General features: G+C 63.4%; 15 protein-coding genes. 12 read left to right on the plus strand and 3 right to left on the minus strand.

Annotated elements, in window-relative coordinates:
* Positions 1–10: 10 nt before the first annotated feature.
* On the minus strand, positions 11–1,471 hold the full coding sequence (locus K5X80_RS12445) for an MATE family efflux transporter (RefSeq protein WP_222558040.1): 1,461 nt from the start codon (positions 1,469–1,471) through the stop codon (positions 11–13).
* A 320-nt stretch (positions 1,472–1,791) separates the two neighbouring features.
* On the opposite strand from K5X80_RS12445, the gene K5X80_RS12450 reads away from it, so the two are divergent.
* The 3 genes from K5X80_RS12450 to K5X80_RS12460 are packed head-to-tail and all read left to right on the plus strand — an operon-like array spanning position 1,792 to position 7,601.
* On the plus strand, positions 1,792–2,985 hold the full coding sequence (locus tag K5X80_RS12450) for an efflux RND transporter periplasmic adaptor subunit (protein ID WP_222558041.1): 1,194 nt from the start codon (positions 1,792–1,794) through the stop codon (positions 2,983–2,985).
* A gap of 6 nt (positions 2,986–2,991) precedes the next feature.
* Entirely contained in the window at positions 2,992–6,207 is a 3,216-nt protein-coding gene (locus tag K5X80_RS12455) for a multidrug efflux RND transporter permease subunit (protein WP_222558042.1), read from the plus strand.
* The gene (locus K5X80_RS12460) at positions 6,204–7,601 is read left to right on the plus strand and encodes an efflux transporter outer membrane subunit (protein WP_222558043.1); all 1,398 of its coding nucleotides are present in this window, start codon (positions 6,204–6,206) and stop codon (positions 7,599–7,601) included. Before K5X80_RS12455 ends, K5X80_RS12460 begins: the two co-directional genes overlap by 4 nt.
* Before the next feature lie 34 nt (positions 7,602–7,635).
* Here the strand turns inward: K5X80_RS12460 and K5X80_RS12465 are convergent, their stop codons facing one another.
* The gene (locus K5X80_RS12465; RefSeq protein ID WP_222558044.1) at positions 7,636–8,289 is read right to left on the minus strand and encodes a TetR/AcrR family transcriptional regulator; all 654 of its coding nucleotides are present in this window, start codon (positions 8,287–8,289) and stop codon (positions 7,636–7,638) included.
* A gap of 164 nt (positions 8,290–8,453) precedes the next feature.
* Here K5X80_RS12465 and K5X80_RS12470 point away from each other — a divergent pair, with 164 nt between their 5' ends.
* The 4 genes from K5X80_RS12470 to K5X80_RS12485 are packed head-to-tail and all read left to right on the plus strand — an operon-like array spanning position 8,454 to position 13,682.
* Positions 8,454–10,622 carry a TonB-dependent receptor gene (locus K5X80_RS12470; RefSeq protein ID WP_222558045.1) on the plus strand — a complete coding sequence of 723 codons (2,169 nt, stop codon included), beginning with the start codon at positions 8,454–8,456 and terminating at the stop codon, positions 10,620–10,622.
* 36 nt (positions 10,623–10,658) lie between these two features.
* Positions 10,659–11,705, plus strand: a complete 1,047-nt coding sequence (locus K5X80_RS12475) for a metallophosphoesterase family protein (protein ID WP_222558046.1) — start codon at positions 10,659–10,661, stop codon at positions 11,703–11,705.
* A 39-nt stretch (positions 11,706–11,744) separates the two neighbouring features.
* A complete protein-coding gene (locus K5X80_RS12480; RefSeq protein ID WP_222558047.1) occupies positions 11,745–12,521 on the plus strand; it encodes an SDR family NAD(P)-dependent oxidoreductase in 777 nt (258 codons plus the stop codon).
* A 6-nt stretch (positions 12,522–12,527) separates the two neighbouring features.
* Complete coding sequence (locus tag K5X80_RS12485; RefSeq protein WP_222558048.1) at positions 12,528–13,682, plus strand: tyrosine-protein phosphatase; 1,155 nt, start codon at positions 12,528–12,530, stop codon at positions 13,680–13,682.
* Positions 13,683–14,038: 356 nt separating this feature from the next.
* Here the strand turns inward: K5X80_RS12485 and K5X80_RS12490 are convergent, their stop codons facing one another.
* Complete coding sequence (locus tag K5X80_RS12490; RefSeq protein WP_222558049.1) at positions 14,039–14,392, minus strand: winged helix-turn-helix transcriptional regulator; 354 nt, start codon at positions 14,390–14,392, stop codon at positions 14,039–14,041.
* Positions 14,393–14,502: 110 nt separating this feature from the next.
* On the opposite strand from K5X80_RS12490, the gene K5X80_RS12495 reads away from it, so the two are divergent.
* From K5X80_RS12495 to K5X80_RS12515, 5 genes are all read left to right on the plus strand, one after another.
* A complete protein-coding gene (locus K5X80_RS12495) occupies positions 14,503–15,408 on the plus strand; it encodes an NAD-dependent epimerase/dehydratase family protein (RefSeq protein ID WP_222558050.1) in 906 nt (301 codons plus the stop codon).
* Positions 15,405–16,187: an SDR family NAD(P)-dependent oxidoreductase gene (locus tag K5X80_RS12500; protein WP_222558051.1), complete on the plus strand. Its 783-nt coding sequence runs from the start codon at positions 15,405–15,407 to the stop codon at positions 16,185–16,187. The genes K5X80_RS12495 and K5X80_RS12500 overlap by 4 nt, the downstream gene beginning before the upstream one ends.
* Before the next feature lie 178 nt (positions 16,188–16,365).
* Entirely contained in the window at positions 16,366–18,039 is a 1,674-nt protein-coding gene (locus tag K5X80_RS12505) for an MFS transporter (RefSeq protein WP_222558052.1), read from the plus strand.
* 9 nt (positions 18,040–18,048) lie between these two features.
* Positions 18,049–19,173 carry an HlyD family secretion protein gene (locus K5X80_RS12510; RefSeq protein WP_222558053.1) on the plus strand — a complete coding sequence of 375 codons (1,125 nt, stop codon included), beginning with the start codon at positions 18,049–18,051 and terminating at the stop codon, positions 19,171–19,173.
* On the plus strand, positions 19,173–20,558 hold the full coding sequence (locus tag K5X80_RS12515; protein ID WP_222558054.1) for an efflux transporter outer membrane subunit: 1,386 nt from the start codon (positions 19,173–19,175) through the stop codon (positions 20,556–20,558). Before K5X80_RS12510 ends, K5X80_RS12515 begins: the two co-directional genes overlap by 1 nt.
* The last annotated feature ends 4 nt before the right edge of the window (positions 20,559–20,562 follow it).

Genomic DNA, 20,562 nt, shown 5'->3' on the forward strand with positions numbered 1-20,562 from the left:
TGTGCCGGTCTTACCCGTTGGGCAGTATGCGCCCGGTCGGCTCGCCTTCGCTCTGAACGAATTCCTCCGCTTCTTCCACAGTCGCCAGCAGGCGGATGTTCCGCCAGCTTCCCTGCCAGTAGTAGGCAAACGTCAGCAGCAGCGACAAGGCCCCGCCAATAGGGAAGCTCCACCAGATCGCATCCGCCCCGATCGAATCGTTCAGCAGATAGATCGAGCCCAGCCGCCCGGGGATATAGGCCAGCACCATGATGACCAGCGGCACCATGGTCGCCCCGTTGGCGCGCGTGATCGAAGACAACACCATCGTCACCCCCATCAGGATGAAGGCCCAGCTTGCCAGCAGACCGATATGTTCCGCGATCATGATCGCATCGGCGTGATCGGCCAGGAACAGGGTCAGCAACCGATGATCGAACAGCAAAGTGAGAACCACCATCGACCCGGTCAGCGCCAGATTGACGAGCACCCCGGCCACGGCGATCCGGTCGATCCTGTCCCACTTGCCCGCACCGATGTTCTGCGCGGCCATCGCGCTGGCCGCCATGCCGATCGCCATCGCAGGCATCTGGATATAGGTCCACAACTGGTTGATCGCGCCATAGGCGGCCACCGTGTCCGTCCCTTCGCGGTTGACCAGGCCGAGCATGACCAGTGCGGAGACGGACATCACCACCATCTGTAATCCCATCGGGATGCCTTTGCCGACAATGATCCCGACCAGATCCCGCCGGGGAACAAGATAGCGCCATTCCGGGCCGCGCAGGCGCACCGGCAAGTCGCGGGCGTAAATGACGGCGACCATCACCACGAAGGACACGAAATTGGCGATCAGCGTCGCCATCGCCGCGCCTTTGATCCCCATGGCCGGAATCGGCCCCCAGCCGAGGATCAACAGGGGATTGAGCGCGATATCGATGAACATGCCCGGCAGCATCAGCAGCATCGGGGTCAGCGAATCCCCCGCCCCGCGCATCGCCATGGCGAAGAACACCGTCAGCAGGCTTGTCGGCAGGCCGAGATACATCACGCGCAGATAGATCAGCGCCTGCGGGAAAACGTCGTCCGGCGTTCCCAGCAGATGCAGCAGTTGCGGCGCGGTCAGCCAGCCGACCAGTGTGGCGACCAGGCCGAGCACGAAAAACAGCGTCACCCCGGTGCCCACGCCCTGCCGCATGCCGGCAAGATCGCCCCGCCCCGCGCACTGGCCGATGATAATGGTCGACGCCATGCCGAAACCGAAAATCAGCGCAAACATCATGAACATGACAAGATTGGCGTTGGCCGTCGCGGCAAGGCCCGTTTCACCGACCAGTTGCCCGATCCACACCGCGTTGATCGATCCGTTGACCGATTGCAGCACGTTCGAACCCAGCGCGGGCAGCGCGAAGATCAGCAGGGTTCTGGCGATCGGCCCGCTGGTCAGGTCCATCGCGTTGCCGCCCGGCGCGCGTATTTCCCCTGAAGTCATGCCGTATCTCCTGCCCCTGCGCCACGGCAGGCCGATCCACGCCGATCCATGACGCTCCCGCTTCCTCTATGAGCGCCTGCGCGGAAAAGCCACCCGCAGACACGCCCGAAAGGTCTGTTCATTATACCGTATCATCCTATGCCGTTCAGCGCAGTTTCATGTGGGAGCGTCTTGCACGGGGACGAAACAAAACCCGCCTAAGCGACAGCGATCGTTCGCGCAATTTGTCGCAATTTGTCGCAGACTGGGTTGCGGTGGTTGCCTGCCATCACCGGGTTTGCAAGGAAATGACGAGTCTTGAGGTCAAGGTGCTAATGCAAATGGTTATACGCAAGTCGATCGGACGCATCGCGCTGATTTCCCTTACTTTGACCATGATGGCCGCCTGCTCCGGCACCGATGCCGACGGAAACGGCAAAGGCAGGAACGCGCGCGAGGTCGGCTATGTCGTCGTCAATCCGCAGGCCGTTCCGGTGCCCACCGAACTGGGCGGCCGGGTGGCCGCTTCCGCCACCAGCGAAGTGCGCCCGCAAATTTCCGGTGTGATCCTCAAGCGCAATTTTGCCGAAGGCAGCTATGTCCGTGCGGGCCAGCCGCTATTCGAAATCGATCCCAGCCTTTATCGGGCGGCCGTCAATCAGGCGGCGGCCGATCTGGCCAGCGCTCAGGCCACAGCCAACACCGCAGCCACCAAGGCCGACCGTTATCGTCCACTTGCCGAAATCGAAGCGGTCGCCAAACAGGATTACACCGATGCGCAAGGGCAGGCGCAAGTCGCCCGGGCCGCCGTGGCGCAACGCCGGGCCGCGCTTGAAACCGCGCGGATCAATCTGCGCTTCACCACCGTCCCGGCCCCGATCAGCGGACGGATCGGACGATCGCTGTTCACCAAGGGCGCGCTGGTCAGCGCCGGGCAGGCCGAGCCACTGGCCATTATCCAAAGCACCGATCCGGTCTATGTCGATATGCAGCAGTCGAGCGCCGATCTGACGCGGCTGCGGCGCAGCTTCGCCAGCGGCGGCATGCAGAACGGCAGCACCGCAGTCCATCTCCGCCTGGAAGACGGCAGCGAATATCCCCAGACCGGGCAGGTCCAGTTTTCCGAAGTGACAGTGGACGAAGCGACCGGATCGGTCACTTTGCGCGCCCGCTTCCCCAATCCGCAGGGTTTGCTGCTGCCGGGCATGTTCGTGACCGCGATTTTCGATCAGGCGATCAATCCCAACGCGTTCCTCATCCCGCAACAGGCCTTGCAGCGCGATTTCGACGGCACGCCGTTCGTCTATCTCGTCGGCAAGGACAACAAGGCGGAACGCCGCAAAGTGGTGACCGACAGGACCGCCGGCGCCAACTGGGTCGTCACCGGCGGTCTCAAGGCCGGCGATCGGATCATTACCCAGGGCACCAGCGGATTGGCGCATGGCGCAGCGATCAAGCCGGTTCCCGCCAGCCGCGCGCAAGTGCCCGGCGGGGCCGCAGCCAAAGCGAAGCCCACCGCGAAAGCGGGAGGCTGACGCCCCATGTCACGCATATTTGTCGACCGCCCGATCTTTGCCTGGGTGATCGCGATCATTGTCATGCTGGCGGGGCTCGCCGCCCTGCGCAATCTGCCGATCGATCGCTATCCCGATATCGCCCCCACCCAGATCAATATCCGCGCCACTTATCCCGGGGCATCGGCCGAAACGGTCGAAAACAGCGTGACCCAGGTTCTGGAACAACAGCTCACCGGGTTGGACGGGCTGCTCTATTTCAGTTCGCAATCGGCTTCCAGCGGATCGGTTCTCATCGCCGTGGTCTTCGCCAAGGGCACCGATCCCGACATTGCGCAGGTCCAGGTTCAGAACAAGATCCAGTCGGCCATTTCCCGCCTGCCGCAAAGTGTGCAGAATCAAGGGGTCAGAGTCAGCAAATCGAACCCGGATTCGCTGATGCTGGTGGCGATTTACGACATCACCAACCAGCGTGACGACCGCGAAATCGCCGACTATCTCGCCTCTTCGGTGCAGGACCCGCTGTCCCGCGTGCCGGGCGTGGGCGATGTGAACGTGTTCGGCTCGCCCCACGCCATGCGCATCTGGCTCAACCCGCAGCGCCTCACCGCCATGAGCCTGATGCCGAGCGACGTGGTGAGCGCGATCCAGAGCCAGAACGTGCAGGTCGCCGCAGGTCAGCTTGGCGATCAACCGACCACTCAGGGGCAGATGCTCAACGCCACCGTCAACGCACAGGGCCAGTTGCGCACGCCTGAGGAATTCGGGCAGATCGTGGTCAAGACCCTGTCCGATGGCTCGGTGGTGCGCATTCGCGATGTGGCCCGGGTGGAAATCGGCGCGGAAAACTACAATACCATCCGCCGCCTGAACGGGCACCCCGGCGCGGGCCTGTCGATCTCGCTCTCCCCCGGTGCGGACGCGCTGAAGACGTCCGAGCTGGTCCACGCGGAAATGCGCACCCTGTCCCAGGATTTCCCCGATGGGCTGGTCTATTCCTTCCCGCGCGACAACACCGATTTTATCAAGCTGTCAGTGGAGGAAGTCGGCAAGACGCTGATCGAGGCGGTCATTCTGGTGGTGATCGTGATGTTCGTCTTCCTGCAAAGCTGGCGTTCCACCCTCATCCCCGCCATCGCCGTCCCGGTGGTCCTGCTGGGCACGCTGGTCGTGTTCTATCTCGCCGGATTTTCGATCAACACATTGACCATGTTCGGTCTCGTTCTGGCAATCGGCCTGCTGGTCGACGATGCGATCGTGGTGGTGGAGAACGTCGAACGGCTGATGCACGAGAATCCGGGCATGAGCGCGCGTGAAGCGACGCTGGAATCGATGAAGGAAATCCAGATCGCGCTGATTGCCATCGCGCTGGTTCTGTCGGCGGTGTTCCTGCCGATGTCGTTTTTCGGCGGATCGACCGGGGTGATCTATCGCCAGTTCTCTCTCACCATCATTTCCGCGATGATCCTGTCGGTGCTGGTCGCGCTGATCCTCAGCCCCGCGCTGACGTCCACTTTGCTCAAGCCGAAATCGGCGGAAGGCAAGGATCTCGAAAAGTCGGGGCTCGAACGGCGCTTCCCCAAAGCCGCGGAATGGATCGACCGCGGGCATGAAAAATTCAACCGAACCTTCGACGCTTTTGTGGTGCGTTACCGCGCCATGGTGGCCAAGGTCATCGCACACAAATGGATCGCCTTGGGGGTCTATGCCGCCCTGCTCGTCGTGATGGGCGCGATGTTCATCCGCCTGCCGGGCGGCTTCATCCCGAACGAAGATCAGGGGCTCGTCATGGTCCAGTACCGCCTGCCGGCCGGGGCCACGCGCGACCGCACGATGGAAGTGCAGCAGGCGATCCAGACCTATTTCAACACCCATGAAAAGGCCAATGTCGAAAGCATGTTCGCATTGGTCGGCGGCGGCGGTGGGAGCCCGTCCGGGCAAAGCTCAGGCCAGACTTTCGTCAAGCTGGTCCCGTGGGATAAACGCCATGGCGAGGAAAACAGCGCCGACGCGATTGTCGAACGCGCCACCAAAGCCTTCCGCGCCTTGCGCGATGCTCAGGTCTTCGCCCTGGTTCCCGGCGAGATTCGGGGCCTCGGCGATTCCTCCGGTTTCACCATGCAGTTCCAGAACGCATCCGGGATGCCACGCGGCGAATTCGAGGAGGCGCGGGATAAGCTTCTGGCCCAGGCCAATGCCGATCCCCGGCTGGCGGGCGTGCGCCTGAGCGATCTCCCGAGCATTTCGCAGATGACGATTTCGGTCGACACCCAGAAGGCGACCGCGCTTGGCCTCAAACAAAGCGATATCAATTCCACGATATCGACCGCCTGGGGCGGAACTTACGTTAACGATTTCATCGATCGCGGGCGCGTCAAACGGGTCTATGTGATGGCTGACGCGCCCTATCGCTCGCGCCCTGAAAACCTCGGGGACTGGTATGTTCGCAACGCCAGCGGCAGCATGACCCCGTTCACCGCCTTTTCACATGTGGACTGGGGCACCGCACCCAGCAGCACCTCGCGCTTCAACGGGCTGTCGGCCTTCCAGATTCAGGGGCAGACCGCAGCCGGGACCAGTTCCGGCGAAGCGATGACCATCATCGAGGGGCTGGCCGCCAAATTCCCCGGCACCAGCATCGCCTGGTCCGGATCGTCCTATGAGGAACGAACCGCGTCGGGACAGGCCCCCCTGCTCTATATGCTGGCGCTACTGGTCGTTTTCCTCTGCCTCGCCGCGCTTTATGAAAGCTGGTCCATCCCGGTGGCGGCAATCCTGGTTGTCCCGCTCGGGCTCATCGGGGCCATTTTCGCGGCCACTCTGCGCGGGTTGGAAAATGACGTGTTCCTGCAGATCGGCCTGATCACGGCCATGGGGCTTGCCACCAAGAACGCCATTCTGATCATCGAATTCGCCGAAGCCGCCGAGAAACGCGGCATGCGGGTAATCGACGCCGCACTGGAAGGCGCTCGGCTGCGCATCCGCCCCATTCTGATGACCAGCATGGCGTTCGGCTTCGGCGTGCTGCCGCTCGCGCTGGCCAGCGGCGCGGGGGCCAACAGCCGCATCGCCATCGGCACTTCGGTCGTCGGTGGGGTACTCACTGGCACGGCGCTGGCCATTTTCTTCATCCCGCTGTTTTTCGTGCTTGTCCGGCGCGGGGTCCGCGATGGAATGAAAGCCGCCCGCAAGCGCTTCGGCCGCAATGACGATCCCGATACCAAGACGGAGCCGACCCCATGAGCAAGCGCCTGATCGCCTTTGGCGCGCCCCTGGCGCTGGCGGCCTGTTCGCTGGCCCCGCGCACCGAACTGCCCACACCGCCCGTTTCCCCTTCATGGCCGATCGGCGATGCCTATCTGGTGCAGAACGAAGCCGCCCTGCCCGTGGTTTCCTATCGCGATATCTTCCGCGATCCGCGCTTGCAGACGCTGGTCGAAACGGCGCTGGCCAACAATCGGGACTTGCGCGTGGCCGCCGCCAATGTCGCTGAAGCGCGTGCGCAAGCCCGCGCGACCCGTGCGGCGCAATTCCCGGTCATCGGCGTCGGCGGTTCGGTCGAACATATCGACAGATCGGGCGCCAGGAACACGACCGACTATTCCGCCAGCGCCGCCATTTCCGGCTTCGAACTGGACCTTTTCGGCAAGCTCGCCAACGCTTCGGATGCCGAACGGAACCGGGCTCTGGCCACGGAATCCGCCGCCCGCACGGTGCGGCTCAGCCTCGTGTCGGACCTTGTCGATGCGTGGGCGAGCTACGCCGCGGACCTCGATCTGCTGCAAATCGCGCAGGATACGGCGGAAAGCGCGCGCAAAAGCGTGCAATTGACCCGCGCCCGGCTCGAAGGCGGGGTCGCCCCGCGCACCGATCTGCGGCAGGCGGAACAGATTCTGGCCAGCGCGGAAATCACCGTCGCCCGCCAGAAAACCGCGCTGGCGCAGGATGAGAACCTGATCCGCCTGCTGGTCGGCTCCGAATTCGACAAGGCCCTGCTCCCCGCCGACATGGCGCAAGTGGCAGGCGCGATAAACACGCTCCCCGCCGGGACAAGTTCGCAAGTGCTGCTACGCCGCCCGGATATCATTCAGGCCGAATACCTCCTGCGCGCATCCAATGCCGATATCGGCGTGGCCCGGGCCGCGTTGTTTCCGTCGATTTCTCTCACCGGCATTCTCGGCTTCGCCAGCACGGCCCTGTCGAGCCTGTTCGATAGCGGTTCGTTCAGCAAATCGGCCGGTGCCGATGCGGCGTTGACGATTTTCGACGCGGGCAAACGCAGTGCCGATATCGCCGCCGCCAAGGCAAGGCGCGATGCGGCAGTGGCGACTTACGAAGGCGCCATCCAGACAGCGTTTCGCGAAGTGGCGGATGCTCTCGCCGATCAGGGAACATTGCAGGAGCGGCTGCGCGCGGCCACTGCCTATCGCGTGGCGGCAGCCGACACCGCGATGCTCGCCAACGCCCGCTATCGCGGCGGGGTGGACAGTTTCCTTGCCAACCTCGATGCGCAACGCAGCCTTTTCGCCGCGCGGCAGGATGAAGTCGCGACCCAGCTCGAACTGGTCCGCAACCGGGTGACGCTATACCGCGTGCTGGGTGGCGATCAGGCCACCGGGGAAGACTCGCCGCGTTAAGCCCGCGACGAAACTCGGCTCAGCGGTCGATGGCTTAGAAAGCGACCGCAGCCCGCGCCAGCTTGTGCTGTAAGGCACGAAAACGGGCCAGTTCTTCGGGATCGGCGGGATCGTATTCGCGCTTGGTACCCAGCTGGGCCGGATTGCCCACATACATCAGCGCGCCTGCGGATATCGTTTGCAGAATGTGCATCGCGGAGACGGGAGCGAAATCGCCCTTCTCCATCCCGGCGGCGATAACCGCTTCAAGATCGCGCAAGGCGCTGTCCGAGAATTCGATGGGATTGTCACCGCGCGGGCCATGATCCGCGATCAGGCGCTGGATAATCCGCGCCGCGGTGGGCCGCAAAATGAGGAAATCGAGCCAGGCATCGAGCAGCGCCAGCAAGCGCTGCATCGGATCGGTGACGCCCGCCAAACGATCCTGCACGAATTCATGCATCGATGCGAAAATATCCGCCTCGATCTCATCGTAAAGCTCTTGCTTGCCCGGAAAATAGTAGACGATCGACGGACGGCGGATACCCACTTCCACCGCGACATCTTCCAACCGCGCAGTGGCATAACCGACATCGGCGAAAATCCGTTCGGCAGCCCGCAAGATCGCCTGACGCGTCACGTCGCCCCGCGGTTGCCGCGCCACTTCGCGTGTTTCACGGCGGGTCGGCCGTCTGTTCGTGGTCGCCACGCGATCTCCTTCCCCATGCCCCAGGGCGCTTCTTATTCACCAAAAGGGCGGGCTGACGCAATCTTCGTATTGAATTTCTACCTACACGAAGATAGAAAATCTACCGACACGTAGGTACAAAGTCCCATTTTTCTCTTAGTGTGTTGTTTTCAGGGGGAGAGCCCATGACGAATCGTATTTTCGCCTGCACTTTCGTTGCCTCGCTTCTCGGCACCGCCGCGATGCCTGCTTATGCTCAAGACGCCGCTGACGAGGGTATCGGCGAAATCGTCGTTACCGCGCAGAAGCGCGAGGAAAGCCTGCAGGATACGCCGATCTCGCTGGTGGCGATGACGGCCCGCGAACTCGAAACGCGCCAGATCAACGGGCTCACCGACCTGCGCTCCAACGTGCCGAACCTGCAACTGACCCCGCACCCGAACAGTGCGGCCACGACGCAGGTGTTCATGCGCGGCGTCGGCCTGAACGACGACCAGATCACCCAGGATCCGAGCACCGCGATCTATATCGACGGGGTCTATGTCGCCCGCAGCCAGGGCCTGGCCATGGACGTTGCCGATCTGGAACGGATCGAAGTGCTGCGCGGCCCGCAGGGCACGCTCTACGGCCGCAATGCCACCGGCGGCGCGATCAACTTCATCACCCGCAAGCCCAAGCTCGGCGAATTCGGCGGCAAGCTGCAGGGCAGCGTGGGCAACCGCGACTACTTCCGCGTCAAGGGTTCGGTGAATATCCCTGTCGGCGATACGCTTGCCGTCGGCCTGTCCTATCTGCGCGCGAAGAAGGATGGCTTCGTCCGCAACGCCGGGGCCGGCGTGTCACGCTTCGGCGATCAGGACCGGACCGCCTACCGCGCGGATGTGCTGTGGGAACCCACTTCGAACCTGTCGCTGCGCTACAGCTATGATCGCTCGGAAATCGGCGACACCCCTTCCTATATCGCGCAGGTGCCGTTCTATCCGAACAAGGCCGACCGTCCCCGCGCCGGCGCCAAGACCGTGGCCGGCCTGTTGCCCAACGATGTCGTTTCACAAGGCCATGCCTTTACCGCCGAATGGGAAGCGAGCGACAATCTGACGATCCGTTCGATCACATCCTATCGCAAGCTCAACAATTTCCAGAACCAGGATTACATCAGCGGCGCCGTGCTCGGCGGCACAATCCGTCCGCAGGCCCTGCAACGCAACCAGAGCTGGACCAAGCAGGATCAGTTCAGCCAGGAGCTTCAGCTCATCGGCTCGTTGTTCGACAGTTCGCTCGAATATGTCGTGGGCGCTTACTACTTCGATGAAGACGGCAGCTATCACGCCGCCAATCTGCCCACCACCCAGCCGGTGACGCGGTATACCGACGCCACGATCAGCAACAGCTCCAAGGCGCTGTTCGGCCAGTTCACCTGGACGCCGCACAATCTGGAACGGCTGCATCTCACGGTCGGCGCGCGCTATTCGAAGGACAAGCGCGCCGCTACGCTCGCCACTTCGACGCAGAACGGCACCGGCCCGATCGTGGGCGTGGACAATGGCGGGGGCCGCCGGTCGTACAGCGATTTCAGCCCCAGCTTCATCATCGCCTATGATGCGGCGGACAACGTGAACCTCTATGCCAAAGCCGTGAAAGGCTACAAGACGGGCGGCTTCAACACCCGTGCCAGCACGATCGCCAGCTTCAATGCCGGCTTCGGCGAAGAAACCCTGTGGTCCTACGAACTGGGTCTGAAGTCGCAGTTCCTGAACAACCGGGTGCGCTTCAACATCGCGGCCTTCACTTCGAAGTATCGCGATATTCAGGTCAACGTGCAGTCCGATCCGGAAGATATCCGCAAGACCGACGTGCTCAACGCCGGGCGCGCGACCGTCAAGGGGATCGAAGCCGATCTGACCCTGGTTCCGGTCAAGGGCTTGCGCCTGACGGCGAACTATGGCTATCTCGACGCGAAATACAGCAAGATCATCAATGCCGCGGATCAGGACGTGGCGGATGAATTCCGCTTCGCCAACGCCCCCAAGCATAGCTACGCGCTCGATGCGACTTACACTTCGCCCGATCTCGGGTTCGGTGCGATCGAAGCCAATGTGAACTACAACTGGCAGAGCAAGCAGTACAGCTCGTCGAACCTGAGTTCCGGCGTTTACATGATCGGCTCCTACGGCCTGCTCAACGCACGCCTCAGCCTGATCGATATCCCGGTGGCCGAAGGAATGCGGGTTGGCGTCTTCGGGCGGAACCTGCTTAACAAGGACTACTACATCGCCCATTTCAACGCAGGCGTTCCGGGGGCCGTGTTCGGCGAACCGCGCACCTACGGCATGGACGTGATTTTCGAGTTCTGATCGAACGAACACATCAAGCGGATAAGGAGACCTGACATGCGATGGCCATATCTCGGCGCCGGGGCCCTCGGCCTCGCGATATTGGCGCTCAGTCCGGTCTCCGCGGGCGAGCCGTTACCCAACGGCTCGCCCCACGCCGCAGGCATCCCGCGCACGCAAAAGCCGCTGGCCGAAAAGGACGACCGGCTGCGCTTCGTCATAATCGGCGATCGCACCGGCGAAGCCCGGCCCGGCGTGTTCGAACGCGCGATGGAGCAGATCAACTGGCTCCAGCCCAATTTCGTCATCAGTGTCGGCGATCTGATTGAAGGCTACACCGAGGACACAACCGTAATCAAAAGCGAATGGGACGAGGTCGAAAACGCGATCGACGCGTTGCAGATGCCGTTCTTCCACGTCGTGGGCAATCACGACATGGGCAACGATATCCTCCGCCAGGTGTGGAAAGCCCGTCTCGGCCGGGATTATTACCACTTCGTCAAGGACGGGGTGCTGTTCATCGCTCTCAACACAGAAGATCCGCCGTCCGGCCGCGTGGACCGGGCCAAACTCTTTGCGGATGTCCCGAGAGGCGATCTCGCCCGCCTGTTCGCCGCGATGCAATCGGACGAGGCCGCGCAGACAAAGTTCTTCACGGAAAAGCCCGAACTGAAAAAGCTCGTCGACGCGGTGAAAGCGAGCGAGAAAGTCAGCATCAGCAAGGCCCAGGTGGATTACGTCCGCAAGGCGCTGGCCGACAATACCCATGCCCGCTGGACCATGATCTTCATGCATCGCCCGGCATGGCGCGCCGCATCGCCCGAATTCGCCGAGATCGAGCGGATGCTGGCGAACCGCCCTTACACCGTGATCGCCGGGCATTATCACGCCTACGCCTACGAACAGCGGCATGGCCGCGATTACATCGTCATGGGCACGACCGGCGGCAAGGCCGATGCGGCCAATCCCAATGCGATGGATCACGTCATGCTGGTGACCATGGGAACGGGCAAAAGCGGGCCGGAAATGGCCAATATCAAACTCGATGGCCTCTATGATCGCAAAGGGCCAAGTGCTACGCCAGCAGCGACCAAAGCGCCATAAAGCGATGCTGCAAACACAACAAAACAAGGGATTTCCTGAATGAGTTCTGCATCAAGTCTGAGCACACCCGCCACTCCCGTGATCATCACCGGGGGCGCTTCCGGCATCGGCCTGGCTTCGGCCGAAGCTCTCGCCGAAGTCGGCCGTCCGGTCGCCCTGTGGGATATCAACGGTGATGCGGCGCGCGCCGCCGCGGAAAAGATCGTCGCGACGTACGGCGTGGCCGCAGTCGGTGTCGCCACCGACCTGCGCGATCCGGCGGCGATTGCCCCGGCCCTTGCCACCACGCGCGAACATGCCGGCACGCCGGGCGGTCTCGTCCATGCGGCGGGCACGGTAGACACCGCCTCTATCGATGGGCTGACCGTGGAAAGCTGGGATGCCGGTATCGCCATCCACCTGCGTTCGCTGGCTCTGATCACTCAGGCGATTCTGCCCGATCTCGCATCGCAGAAAGGCTCCGCTATCGTGGCCATCGCTTCGATCAACGCCACGCTCGGCAATGCGATGAACCCGATCTACACCGCAGCCAAGGGCGGGATGCTGTCGCTGGTCCGTTCGCTGGCCGATCGTCTGGCGCAGGACGGTATCCGCATCAATTCGGTTTCGCCCGGCCAGATCATGACCCCGATGATGCGCCCCGCCGTGGAGGCGCTGCCGCAAGGCTATTTCGAAAAGCGCATTCTGCTCGAACGGCTTGGCGAACCCGTGGAAGTGGCCCGCGCCGTGCGCTTCCTCCTGTCCGATGAAGCCAGCTACATCACCGCCGCCCAGCTCGTGGTCGACGGTGGCAATATTTCTTCGCAGCGGGGATAACCGGCCATGACGATGACCCATTCCTTGCGCGCGACCGCTATCGCGCTCAGTCTGACCGCGCTTCCGCTCGCGGCCTGCACCACCACCACCGCCCAATCCGGCCCGGCGCAAGCAGCGGCGGCCACGCAGGAAAAGGCGATTCCGTTTACCGCCGCTTCGGCGGAACTGCTGCCCGATGGCAGCGGCTACCGCGTCAGCTGGCAGGCGCCCGACGCGGGCAAAGTCCGGATTTTCGCTGGCACCGATCCCAACGGCGGCACCACCGGAACGCCGGTTGCGGAGGGGTTGACCAGTGGCACTGTCACCGTGCCCGGCATCGGCCCGGCGCCCCGCCCCTATTTCACTCTGGTGCCCGAACGCGGGCTGCCGTTGGTCGTCAGCGATCGCGGGCTGCATCTTTCGACCGTGCCCAACTGGCGCGACATCGGCGGCTATCGCACCAGCGATGGGCAATGGGTGGCCATGGGCAAGATCTATCGCGCGGACCAGCTCGATCGGGTGAACGACACCGATCTTGCCCGCATTGCCGATCTCGACACGGCGGTGGTGATCGATCTGCGCACCAATTCGGAGCGGACCCGCGAGCCCGACCGGTTGCCGCCCAACGCACGCGGGCTGGTGCTCGACGTCGCGGCGGACAGCAGCGGCTCGCTCGGCGGCGACATGCGCGAAGCGATGGCCGCCATCGCCAGCGGCAAAGGCGCGGAAATGCTGACAGCGGCCAATCGCGATTTCGTCTCGCTCCCCAGTGCGCAGAAGGCTTATGCCGCGATGCTGCGCGAACTGCTGAACGAGGACAAGGGCGCCGTGGTCTATCACTGCACGGCGGGCAAGGATCGCACCGGCTGGGCAACGGCCGTGATCCTGTCGCTGCTCGGCGTGCCGCGCGAAACGATCACGGCCGACTATCTGCTGAGCAACGCCTATCTCAAGGAAAAGAACGCCGCGACAGCAGCCATGTTCAAGAAATCGGGAGCGCCGTTCGACGTCTCCTATCTCGAACCGGTGATGACCGTTCGCCCCGAATACTTGCAGGCCGCCTTTGACGAGGTGGAGCGCAAGTATGGCTCGATGGACGCCTACATCCGCCAAGGGCTCGGCCTGACCGATGCCGAAATCGCGGGTTTGAAGCAGAAATACCTGACCGGCTCGGCCGGTTGATCGAACGAAGCGTGCCGGATCGCGGGAGGCCGTGATCCGGAGTTTCCCGGTGGCGGTTGCCTTGATTTGAAACCAGCGGATTTCGCCCCATTTCAGAGCCCACCCTACACACGATCAGCCTGAGCCTGTCGAAGGCCGCGCGCTACTGCAGCCACAAGCAATGGCTTTTTACGCCCAATCCATATGACGCAACAATGGCGGCTATACCGATAGTGCATGGCGCAGCGTCACATCGGCAGAGCTGATCGGGCAATAGTCAGCGCGTGGCCTTCGACAGGCTCAGGCTGAACGGGTGGAAGATAAAGAGGGAAAGGTCCCAGCCCTCCACGCCGACCCGCCACGGCCCCCCCATCATCTCAAGCCGCGTTCCGCTCGTACCGTATGCGAGCCTGTTCCAGCGCCGCGTGATTGTCGCCGATCCAGCCGCAGATACCGCTCACCGCGCCGAGGAAAGTCCGCCCCAGATCCGTCAGCCGGTATTCGACCGCAGGCGGCGTCGAGGGCAGAACCTCGCGTGAAACGAGGCCGAAGCACTCCAGTTCGCGTAAGGTCTGCGTCAGCATCTTGGAAGTGATCGGGGCCGCCACGCGCTTCAGATCGGAAAAGCGCATCGCCCCTTCCCCCAGCCGGTATGTAACCAGCATCGTCCACTTGTTGCCCACCAGTTCGAGAATCTCGAGCGCGGTCTCTTTGTCAAATCCGGTATCCATAAGATACCTGATATACTTTCGGTGCCTTGTTGCAAATGGAAACCAGATTGAATAGCCATCGTGCATCCCAGCGGCGCGCAGCGCCCAAATATCTGAGAGGACCGATTCCCATGAAGATTCTCGTTATCGGCGGCACCGGCATGATTGGCGGCCACGCAGCCCTCTATCTCAAATCGCAAGGCCACGATGTGACTGTGTCGGGCCGCAAGCCCCCGCAGGCGACGACCGAACTGGCGAACCTGCCGTTCCTGCAGGGCGATTATGTCGCAGGCACGTTCACCGTTGACGATCTCAAGCCGTTCGATGCCATTGTCTTCGCCGCGGGTGCGGACATTCGCCACGTTCCCGAAGGCGGCGATTATGATTCGCACGTCCTGCACGCCAATGGCGAAGCGGTTCCCGCTTTCGCCAAGCTCGCCAAGGAAGCGGGCGTGAAGCACTTCATCCATATCGGCAGCTTCTATCCGCATATCGCGCCCGAACTGCTCGAGTCCAACCCTTATATCCGTTCGCGCAAGCTGGCGACCGATGGCATTTCCGCTCTCGCCGACGATACTTTCCACGCGCTCAGCCTCGATGCGCCGTTCGTTGTCGGCACCGTGCCGGGCATGAGCCTGCCGATGTTCGAAGCCTACACCCAGTACGCGCAGGGCAAGCTGGGCATGCCCGCGTTCGGCCCGGCCGGCGGCACCAATTTCATTTCCACCCAGTCGATCTCCGAAGCGGTCGCCGGTGCGCTGGAAAACGGCGAAAACGGCAAAGCCTATCTGATCGGTGACGAAAATCTCAGCTTCGCGGACTATTTCAAGCTGTTCTTCCGCGCGGCGGGTAACGATGTCGATGTGCCCTCGCTCGATCAGGAACATCCGATGCTGCCCGACGGGGCGATCTTCACCGGCCGTGGCAACACCGTCAGCTACGAACCCGATGCCAAGACCATGGCTGACCTCGGCTTCCGCCGCAACGACATCGCGCGCGCGGTGAACGAAGTCGTTGCCCAGTTCAAAGGTGCATGATGGGCACGCCCGCGCTTGCTGACATGACGGCGCTGGTCACCGGCGGCAGCGGCGGCATAGGCACGGCCTGTGCCCGGGCGCTGGTTGCCGAAGGGGCCCGCGTGGTCATCATGGGCCGCCGTCAGGAACCGCTGAACGCGTCTCGTGCGGAAATCCTCGGCGAATTTCCCGATGCCACGGTCGAAATCGCGGTGGGTGACGGTGGCAGCCAGGCCGATGTGCAGAAGGCACTCGATCAAGCCTACGCCTTGGCCGACCGCCTCGATATCGTGGTCCCCACGGTGGGCGGCAGCGGCTTCGCCCCGTTCCTGCAAACCAGTGTGGAGGATATGCGGCGCGATCTCGATCTCAACATCATCACCACTTTCATCGCGATGCAGCTTGCCGCGCCGATGATGAAAAACGGCGGATCGATCGTGTGCATCTCCTCCACCGCAGCGACGATGCCTTTCCCGGCCCTGTCGACTTACTGCACCGCCAAGGCGGGTCTGGAAGGCCTGATCCGCACCGTGGCGGATGAGCTGGCGGCGCTGAACATCCGCGTCAACGCGGTCCGCCCGGGCCTGACGCGGAGCAACGCGACGACCGACATGTTCGCCAATCCGGTGGTGATCGAACGGTTCCTCGAACAGACCCCGCTGCGCCGCACTGGCGAGCCTGCGGATATCGCCGCAGCCGTCGCCTATCTGGCCAGCCCGGCTTCGGCGTGGGTCACCGGGCAATCCTTCGCGGTGGACGGCGGACAGGAACTCCGCCGCAACCCCGACCTTATGGGCTGATTTCCGGCCTTATACCGGGCACTTGCGGGCGCTGCCGCCATCACGGCGCAGCGCCCGTTTTGCTGCCTTCTGCGTGCGGTGCACCGCACGCTTCCGACACTTGCCCGCATCACGATTGTCATTGTGCTGCCTCCATGGCGCAGCTAGGTGGAGAGCGAAGGAAGGCAGGCGCCCCGCTGTGCAGGATGAAACCGGCTATCAGTTCAAGCCGCACGAACGACCCAGCATGCCGGGTTCGCCCGCCACGCCCGATCATCCCAGGCTGCGCCGCCTCTGCTACATCCTGATCGGTATTCTCACCGGGATCACCGGCGGTCTTGGCAATGCGCTGGTCAGCGTGAACATTTCCTTCGCGCAGGGCACCCTCGGCCTCTATACCGATGAAGCCGCCTGGCTGACGGCGGCCTATTTCATGACGAACATGACAGCCAACCTGTTTCTGGTGAAATACCGGCAGCAGTTCGGCCTGCAACCGTTCATCCGCTACATGCTCGGCATCTACGTGATCACCACCGTGCTGCACCTTTTCGTGCACGGTTTCTGGTCCTCCGTGCTTGTCCGCGCCGCCAGCGGGCTGGCCGCCAGCGGCATATCGACGCTGACCGTGCTTTACCTGATGCAGGGCATGCCCGCCGCCAAGCGCCTCGCCGCGCTGATGATAGGGATTTCCATCCCGCAACTGGCCACTCCGCTGGCGCGGATCATTTCGCCGTTCCTGCTGGAAAGCGGGGACTGGCACATGCTCTACTGGCTGGAAATGGGGCTGGCGCTGGCGATGCTGTCTTCCATCCTCGCCCTTCCCCTGCCGCCCAGCGAACGGACCAAAGCGTTCGAGCGGGAAGATTTCTTCACGCTCGCCCTTCTCGCGCCCGGCCTGTGGCTGATGATCGCCGTCCTTTGCCAGGGCCGCATCGTGTGGTGGACGGAGAGCGCGTGGCTCGGCTGGGCGCTGGCAGTCAGCGTCATCATGATCGTCACCGCTCTGGTGCTCGAACATTACCGCAGCAATCCGTTGATAAACACCCGCTGGCTGGGCACCCGCGAAATGCTGCGGCTGATGTTCATCGCCGCGGCGGTGCGCCTGCTGCTGTCGGAACAGACGGTCGGCTCGGTCGGAATGCTGACTGTGGTGGGCATGATGAACGATCAGATGATCACCTTGAACGTCATCATCGTGCTGGCATCGATCGCCGGCATGCTGACCGCCATATTCACGTTCAATCCGGCCAATGTAGGGCGGCCGATCATCCTGTCCGTCGTGCTGATCGCCATTGCCTCCTTCATGGACGCCAGTTCCACCAACCTCACCCGGCCGAGCAGCTTCTACGTCAGCCAGGCGCTGATCGGCTTCGCCTCGCTGCTGTTCATGGCCCAGGCGATGGTGATCGGCATTTCGCGGACCCTGCTCGCCGGGCCCAAGAATTTCATCAGCTTCATCATGCTGTTCAGCATGAGCCAGAGCATGGGCGGTCTGATCGGCTCGGCCCTGCTGGGCACATTCCAGGTGATGCGCGAAAAGTACCATTCGCACGAGCTGGTCCAGAACATCCTGATGACCGATCCGATCGCCGCCGCCCGTATCACCGGCAGCGGCAATGCCCTGCACGGCGTCATCGGCGATCCGGCCCTGCGCGGGTCGGAAGGCGCGGCCCTGCTGGCGCAGCAAGTCACGCGCGAAGCCAACATTCTGGCGTATAACGATGTGTTCCTGCTCGTCGGCGTACTCGCTGTCGCGGCATTGCTGTGGGGACTTGCAACACATTGGGGGATCAGGCGTAGAGGCGAAGTATCCCCGGTGATACTGCTGCAGCAGGCGGCGCAGGCCCGGGCAGCCCAGGCGGCAAAGGAGTAGCACGGCAATATGGCGCAGACCGAAGATGACGCGGCAAAAGAACCGGACAATGCGGATACCACCGATCCGCAGATCAATCCGCCGCCAGAAGGCTGGCGCCCCCCCCGGCGCAATCCCGTCACTCTGATCGCCATTGCCGCCATTGCCCTGATCGCCGTTCTGGCCATTCTCTATGCCTGGAAACTGCCCCCTTTCGCAGGCTGGGCGGAAACGACCGACAACGCTTATGTCCGTGGGCAGGTCACCACGATCAGCCCGCAGGTAAGCGGCTATATCACCGCCGTTCCGGTCAAGGATTTCGCCGAAGTCCGCAAGGGGCAGGTTCTCGCCACTATCGACAGCCGGATTTATGCCGCCCGGGTCGAACAGGCGAAAGCCAATCTTGCCGCGCAAATCGCCGCGCTGACCAACTCGCAGCAGAGCCAGCGCGCGCGCGAGGCCGCCCTTAGTGGCCAATCCGCCGCGATCGCCAGTGCCCAGGCCCAGCTTGTGAAAGCGCAGGCCGACATGAAGCGCGCCCGCGCGCTGGTGGCCGATGGGTCGATCTCCGAACGCGAATTCGATCAGACGCGCGCCGCTCTGCTCGCCGCGCAAGCCGCAGTGGAACAGGCCAACGCCTCGCATCGGGCCGGGCAACAGGATGTGCGCTCGGTCATCGTCGGACGCGGCGGGCTCGAAGCGGCGGTGGAAGGCGCCCGCGCTCAGCTGCACCTCGCGGAAATCGATCTGGCCAACAGCATTATTCGCGCCCCGGTGGATGGCCGGCTTTCCGAAATCGGCGTGCGCAACGGCGCTTATGTGACAGCGGGAACGCAACTGATGTTCATTGTCCCGCACGACATCTGGGTGATCGCGAATTTCAAGGAAGCGCAGACCCGCAAGATCGTCCCCGGCCAGAAAGCGAGCTTCAAGGTCGATGCGCTGGGCGGCGCGCGCTTCACGGGCCATGTCGAAAATCTCGCCCCGGCAGCGGGTTCCGAATTCGCGGTGCTCAAGCCCGACAACGCCACAGGCAATTTCGTCAAGGTTGCGCAACGGATTGCGGTGCGGATCAGGATCGATCCTGGGCAGGACATGATCCAGCGGCTGCGCCCGGGCATGTCGGTCGAAGCGCGCATCGATACGGCTGATTGATGCGCGCCCTACCCCTTCTCGTGCTTGCCGCCGCGCTTTCGGCCTGTGCCGGGCCGCATGTGGAAACAGCCCGGTTCGATCCCATCGCGCCCCCGGCACAATGGCGGGTGGATGCCGGGCCCACCGCCCCGCTCGATCAGGCATGGTGGCAATCCTTCGGCGATCCGCTGCTGACCGGGTTGGTCGAACGGGCCCTGGCCAACAATCTCGATATCGCAGTGGCTGCGTCGCGGGTGCGCGATGCACGGGCGCAGGAACGCGCCGCTCATGCCGCGTTGCTGCCCACGCTGGATGCGTCCGCCTCCGGCGCGCATTCGCGCAGTGTCGGCGCGCTCGGCTCGCCGTCCGAACAATGGGCCGCGCAGCCGCAACTGCAGGCGGGCTGGGAACTCGACCTGTTCGGGCGTTTGGGCGATCAGCAATCGGCCGCACGCTCCGCCTGGCTTGCCAGCCAGGCCGCGCGCGATGCCGTCCGCCTCTCGGTCGCGGCAACCACAGCCAGCGGTTATATCAACCTGCTCTCGCTCGATGCCCGTCTGGCGGTGGTGCGGCAAACGCTCGATGCCCGCTCGGCAACGTTGCGGCTGGTCGAGCGGCGGGCCGGTGCGGGCTATTCCCCCCGGCTCGAATTGATGCAGGCAAGGGCGGACTATGAAGCGGCAGCCCAGCTTATTCCGCCGCTGGAACAGGCCATCGCACAACAGGAAAACGCGTTGAAGCTGCTGATCGGCGAACTGCCCGGACGGGTCGAGCGGGCCGCCTCTCTCGCCGCGCTGACAGAACCGGCCATTCCCGCTGGCCTGCCATCCGAATTGCTGCGCCGCAGGCCCGATGTGGCGCAGGCGGAACATCAACTCGCCGCCGCCGATCACTCGCTGGCCGCCGCGCGCAAGCGCTTCCTGCCGCAAATCCACCTGACCGGCTCGGCGGGGCTGGCTCTGTCCACTCTGTTGCCCGATCCGGTCGGGCTGTGGTCGCTGGGAGGCAGTATTCTGGCCCCGCTGTTCGAAGGCGGGCGCCTGCGCGCCGGGGCCGAAAGCGCGGGCGCGCAGCGCGATATCGCGGCTTTCACCTATCGTAAGACCGCGCTCAACGCGTTTCGCGAAGTCAACGATGCACTGGCGGTTGCCGAACAGACGGACAGGCAAACGGCGATCATCCTGCGCCAGCGGGCGGCTCTGGCGGAAAGCTATCGCCTTGCTTCCAACCGCTACAAGGAAGGCTATTCGCCTTATCTCGATCAGCTCGATGCGCAGCGCGGCCTGCTCGCGTCGGAACTGTCGCTGGTGCAGGCGCAGGCCAGCGCGCTTCTGGCGCGGGTCACGCTGTATCAGGCGATGGGCGGCGGGTGGAGCGCGGACGCCATCACCACGGCGCAACGCTGACACA

Origin of the sequence: Caenibius sp. WL (genome assembly GCF_019803445.1) — a bacterium.
In the GTDB taxonomy this organism is placed as follows: domain Bacteria; phylum Pseudomonadota; class Alphaproteobacteria; order Sphingomonadales; family Sphingomonadaceae; genus Caenibius.

Coding starts and splice junctions, on each gene's coding strand:
- K5X80_RS12445 (WP_222558040.1), bottom strand. CDS start 1,471: ATGACTTCAGGGGAAATACGCGCGCCGGGCGGCAACGCGATGGACCTG.
- K5X80_RS12450 (WP_222558041.1), top strand. CDS start 1,792: ATGGTTATACGCAAGTCGATCGGACGCATCGCGCTGATTTCCCTTACT.
- K5X80_RS12455 (WP_222558042.1), top strand. CDS start 2,992: ATGTCACGCATATTTGTCGACCGCCCGATCTTTGCCTGGGTGATCGCG.
- K5X80_RS12460 (WP_222558043.1), top strand. CDS start 6,204: ATGAGCAAGCGCCTGATCGCCTTTGGCGCGCCCCTGGCGCTGGCGGCC.
- K5X80_RS12470 (WP_222558045.1), top strand. CDS start 8,454: ATGACGAATCGTATTTTCGCCTGCACTTTCGTTGCCTCGCTTCTCGGC.
- K5X80_RS12475 (WP_222558046.1), top strand. CDS start 10,659: ATGCGATGGCCATATCTCGGCGCCGGGGCCCTCGGCCTCGCGATATTG.
- K5X80_RS12480 (WP_222558047.1), top strand. CDS start 11,745: ATGAGTTCTGCATCAAGTCTGAGCACACCCGCCACTCCCGTGATCATC.
- K5X80_RS12485 (WP_222558048.1), top strand. CDS start 12,528: ATGACGATGACCCATTCCTTGCGCGCGACCGCTATCGCGCTCAGTCTG.
- K5X80_RS12490 (WP_222558049.1), bottom strand. CDS start 14,392: ATGGATACCGGATTTGACAAAGAGACCGCGCTCGAGATTCTCGAACTG.
- K5X80_RS12495 (WP_222558050.1), top strand. CDS start 14,503: ATGAAGATTCTCGTTATCGGCGGCACCGGCATGATTGGCGGCCACGCA.
- K5X80_RS12500 (WP_222558051.1), top strand. CDS start 15,405: ATGATGGGCACGCCCGCGCTTGCTGACATGACGGCGCTGGTCACCGGC.
- K5X80_RS12510 (WP_222558053.1), top strand. CDS start 18,049: ATGGCGCAGACCGAAGATGACGCGGCAAAAGAACCGGACAATGCGGAT.
- K5X80_RS12515 (WP_222558054.1), top strand. CDS start 19,173: ATGCGCGCCCTACCCCTTCTCGTGCTTGCCGCCGCGCTTTCGGCCTGT.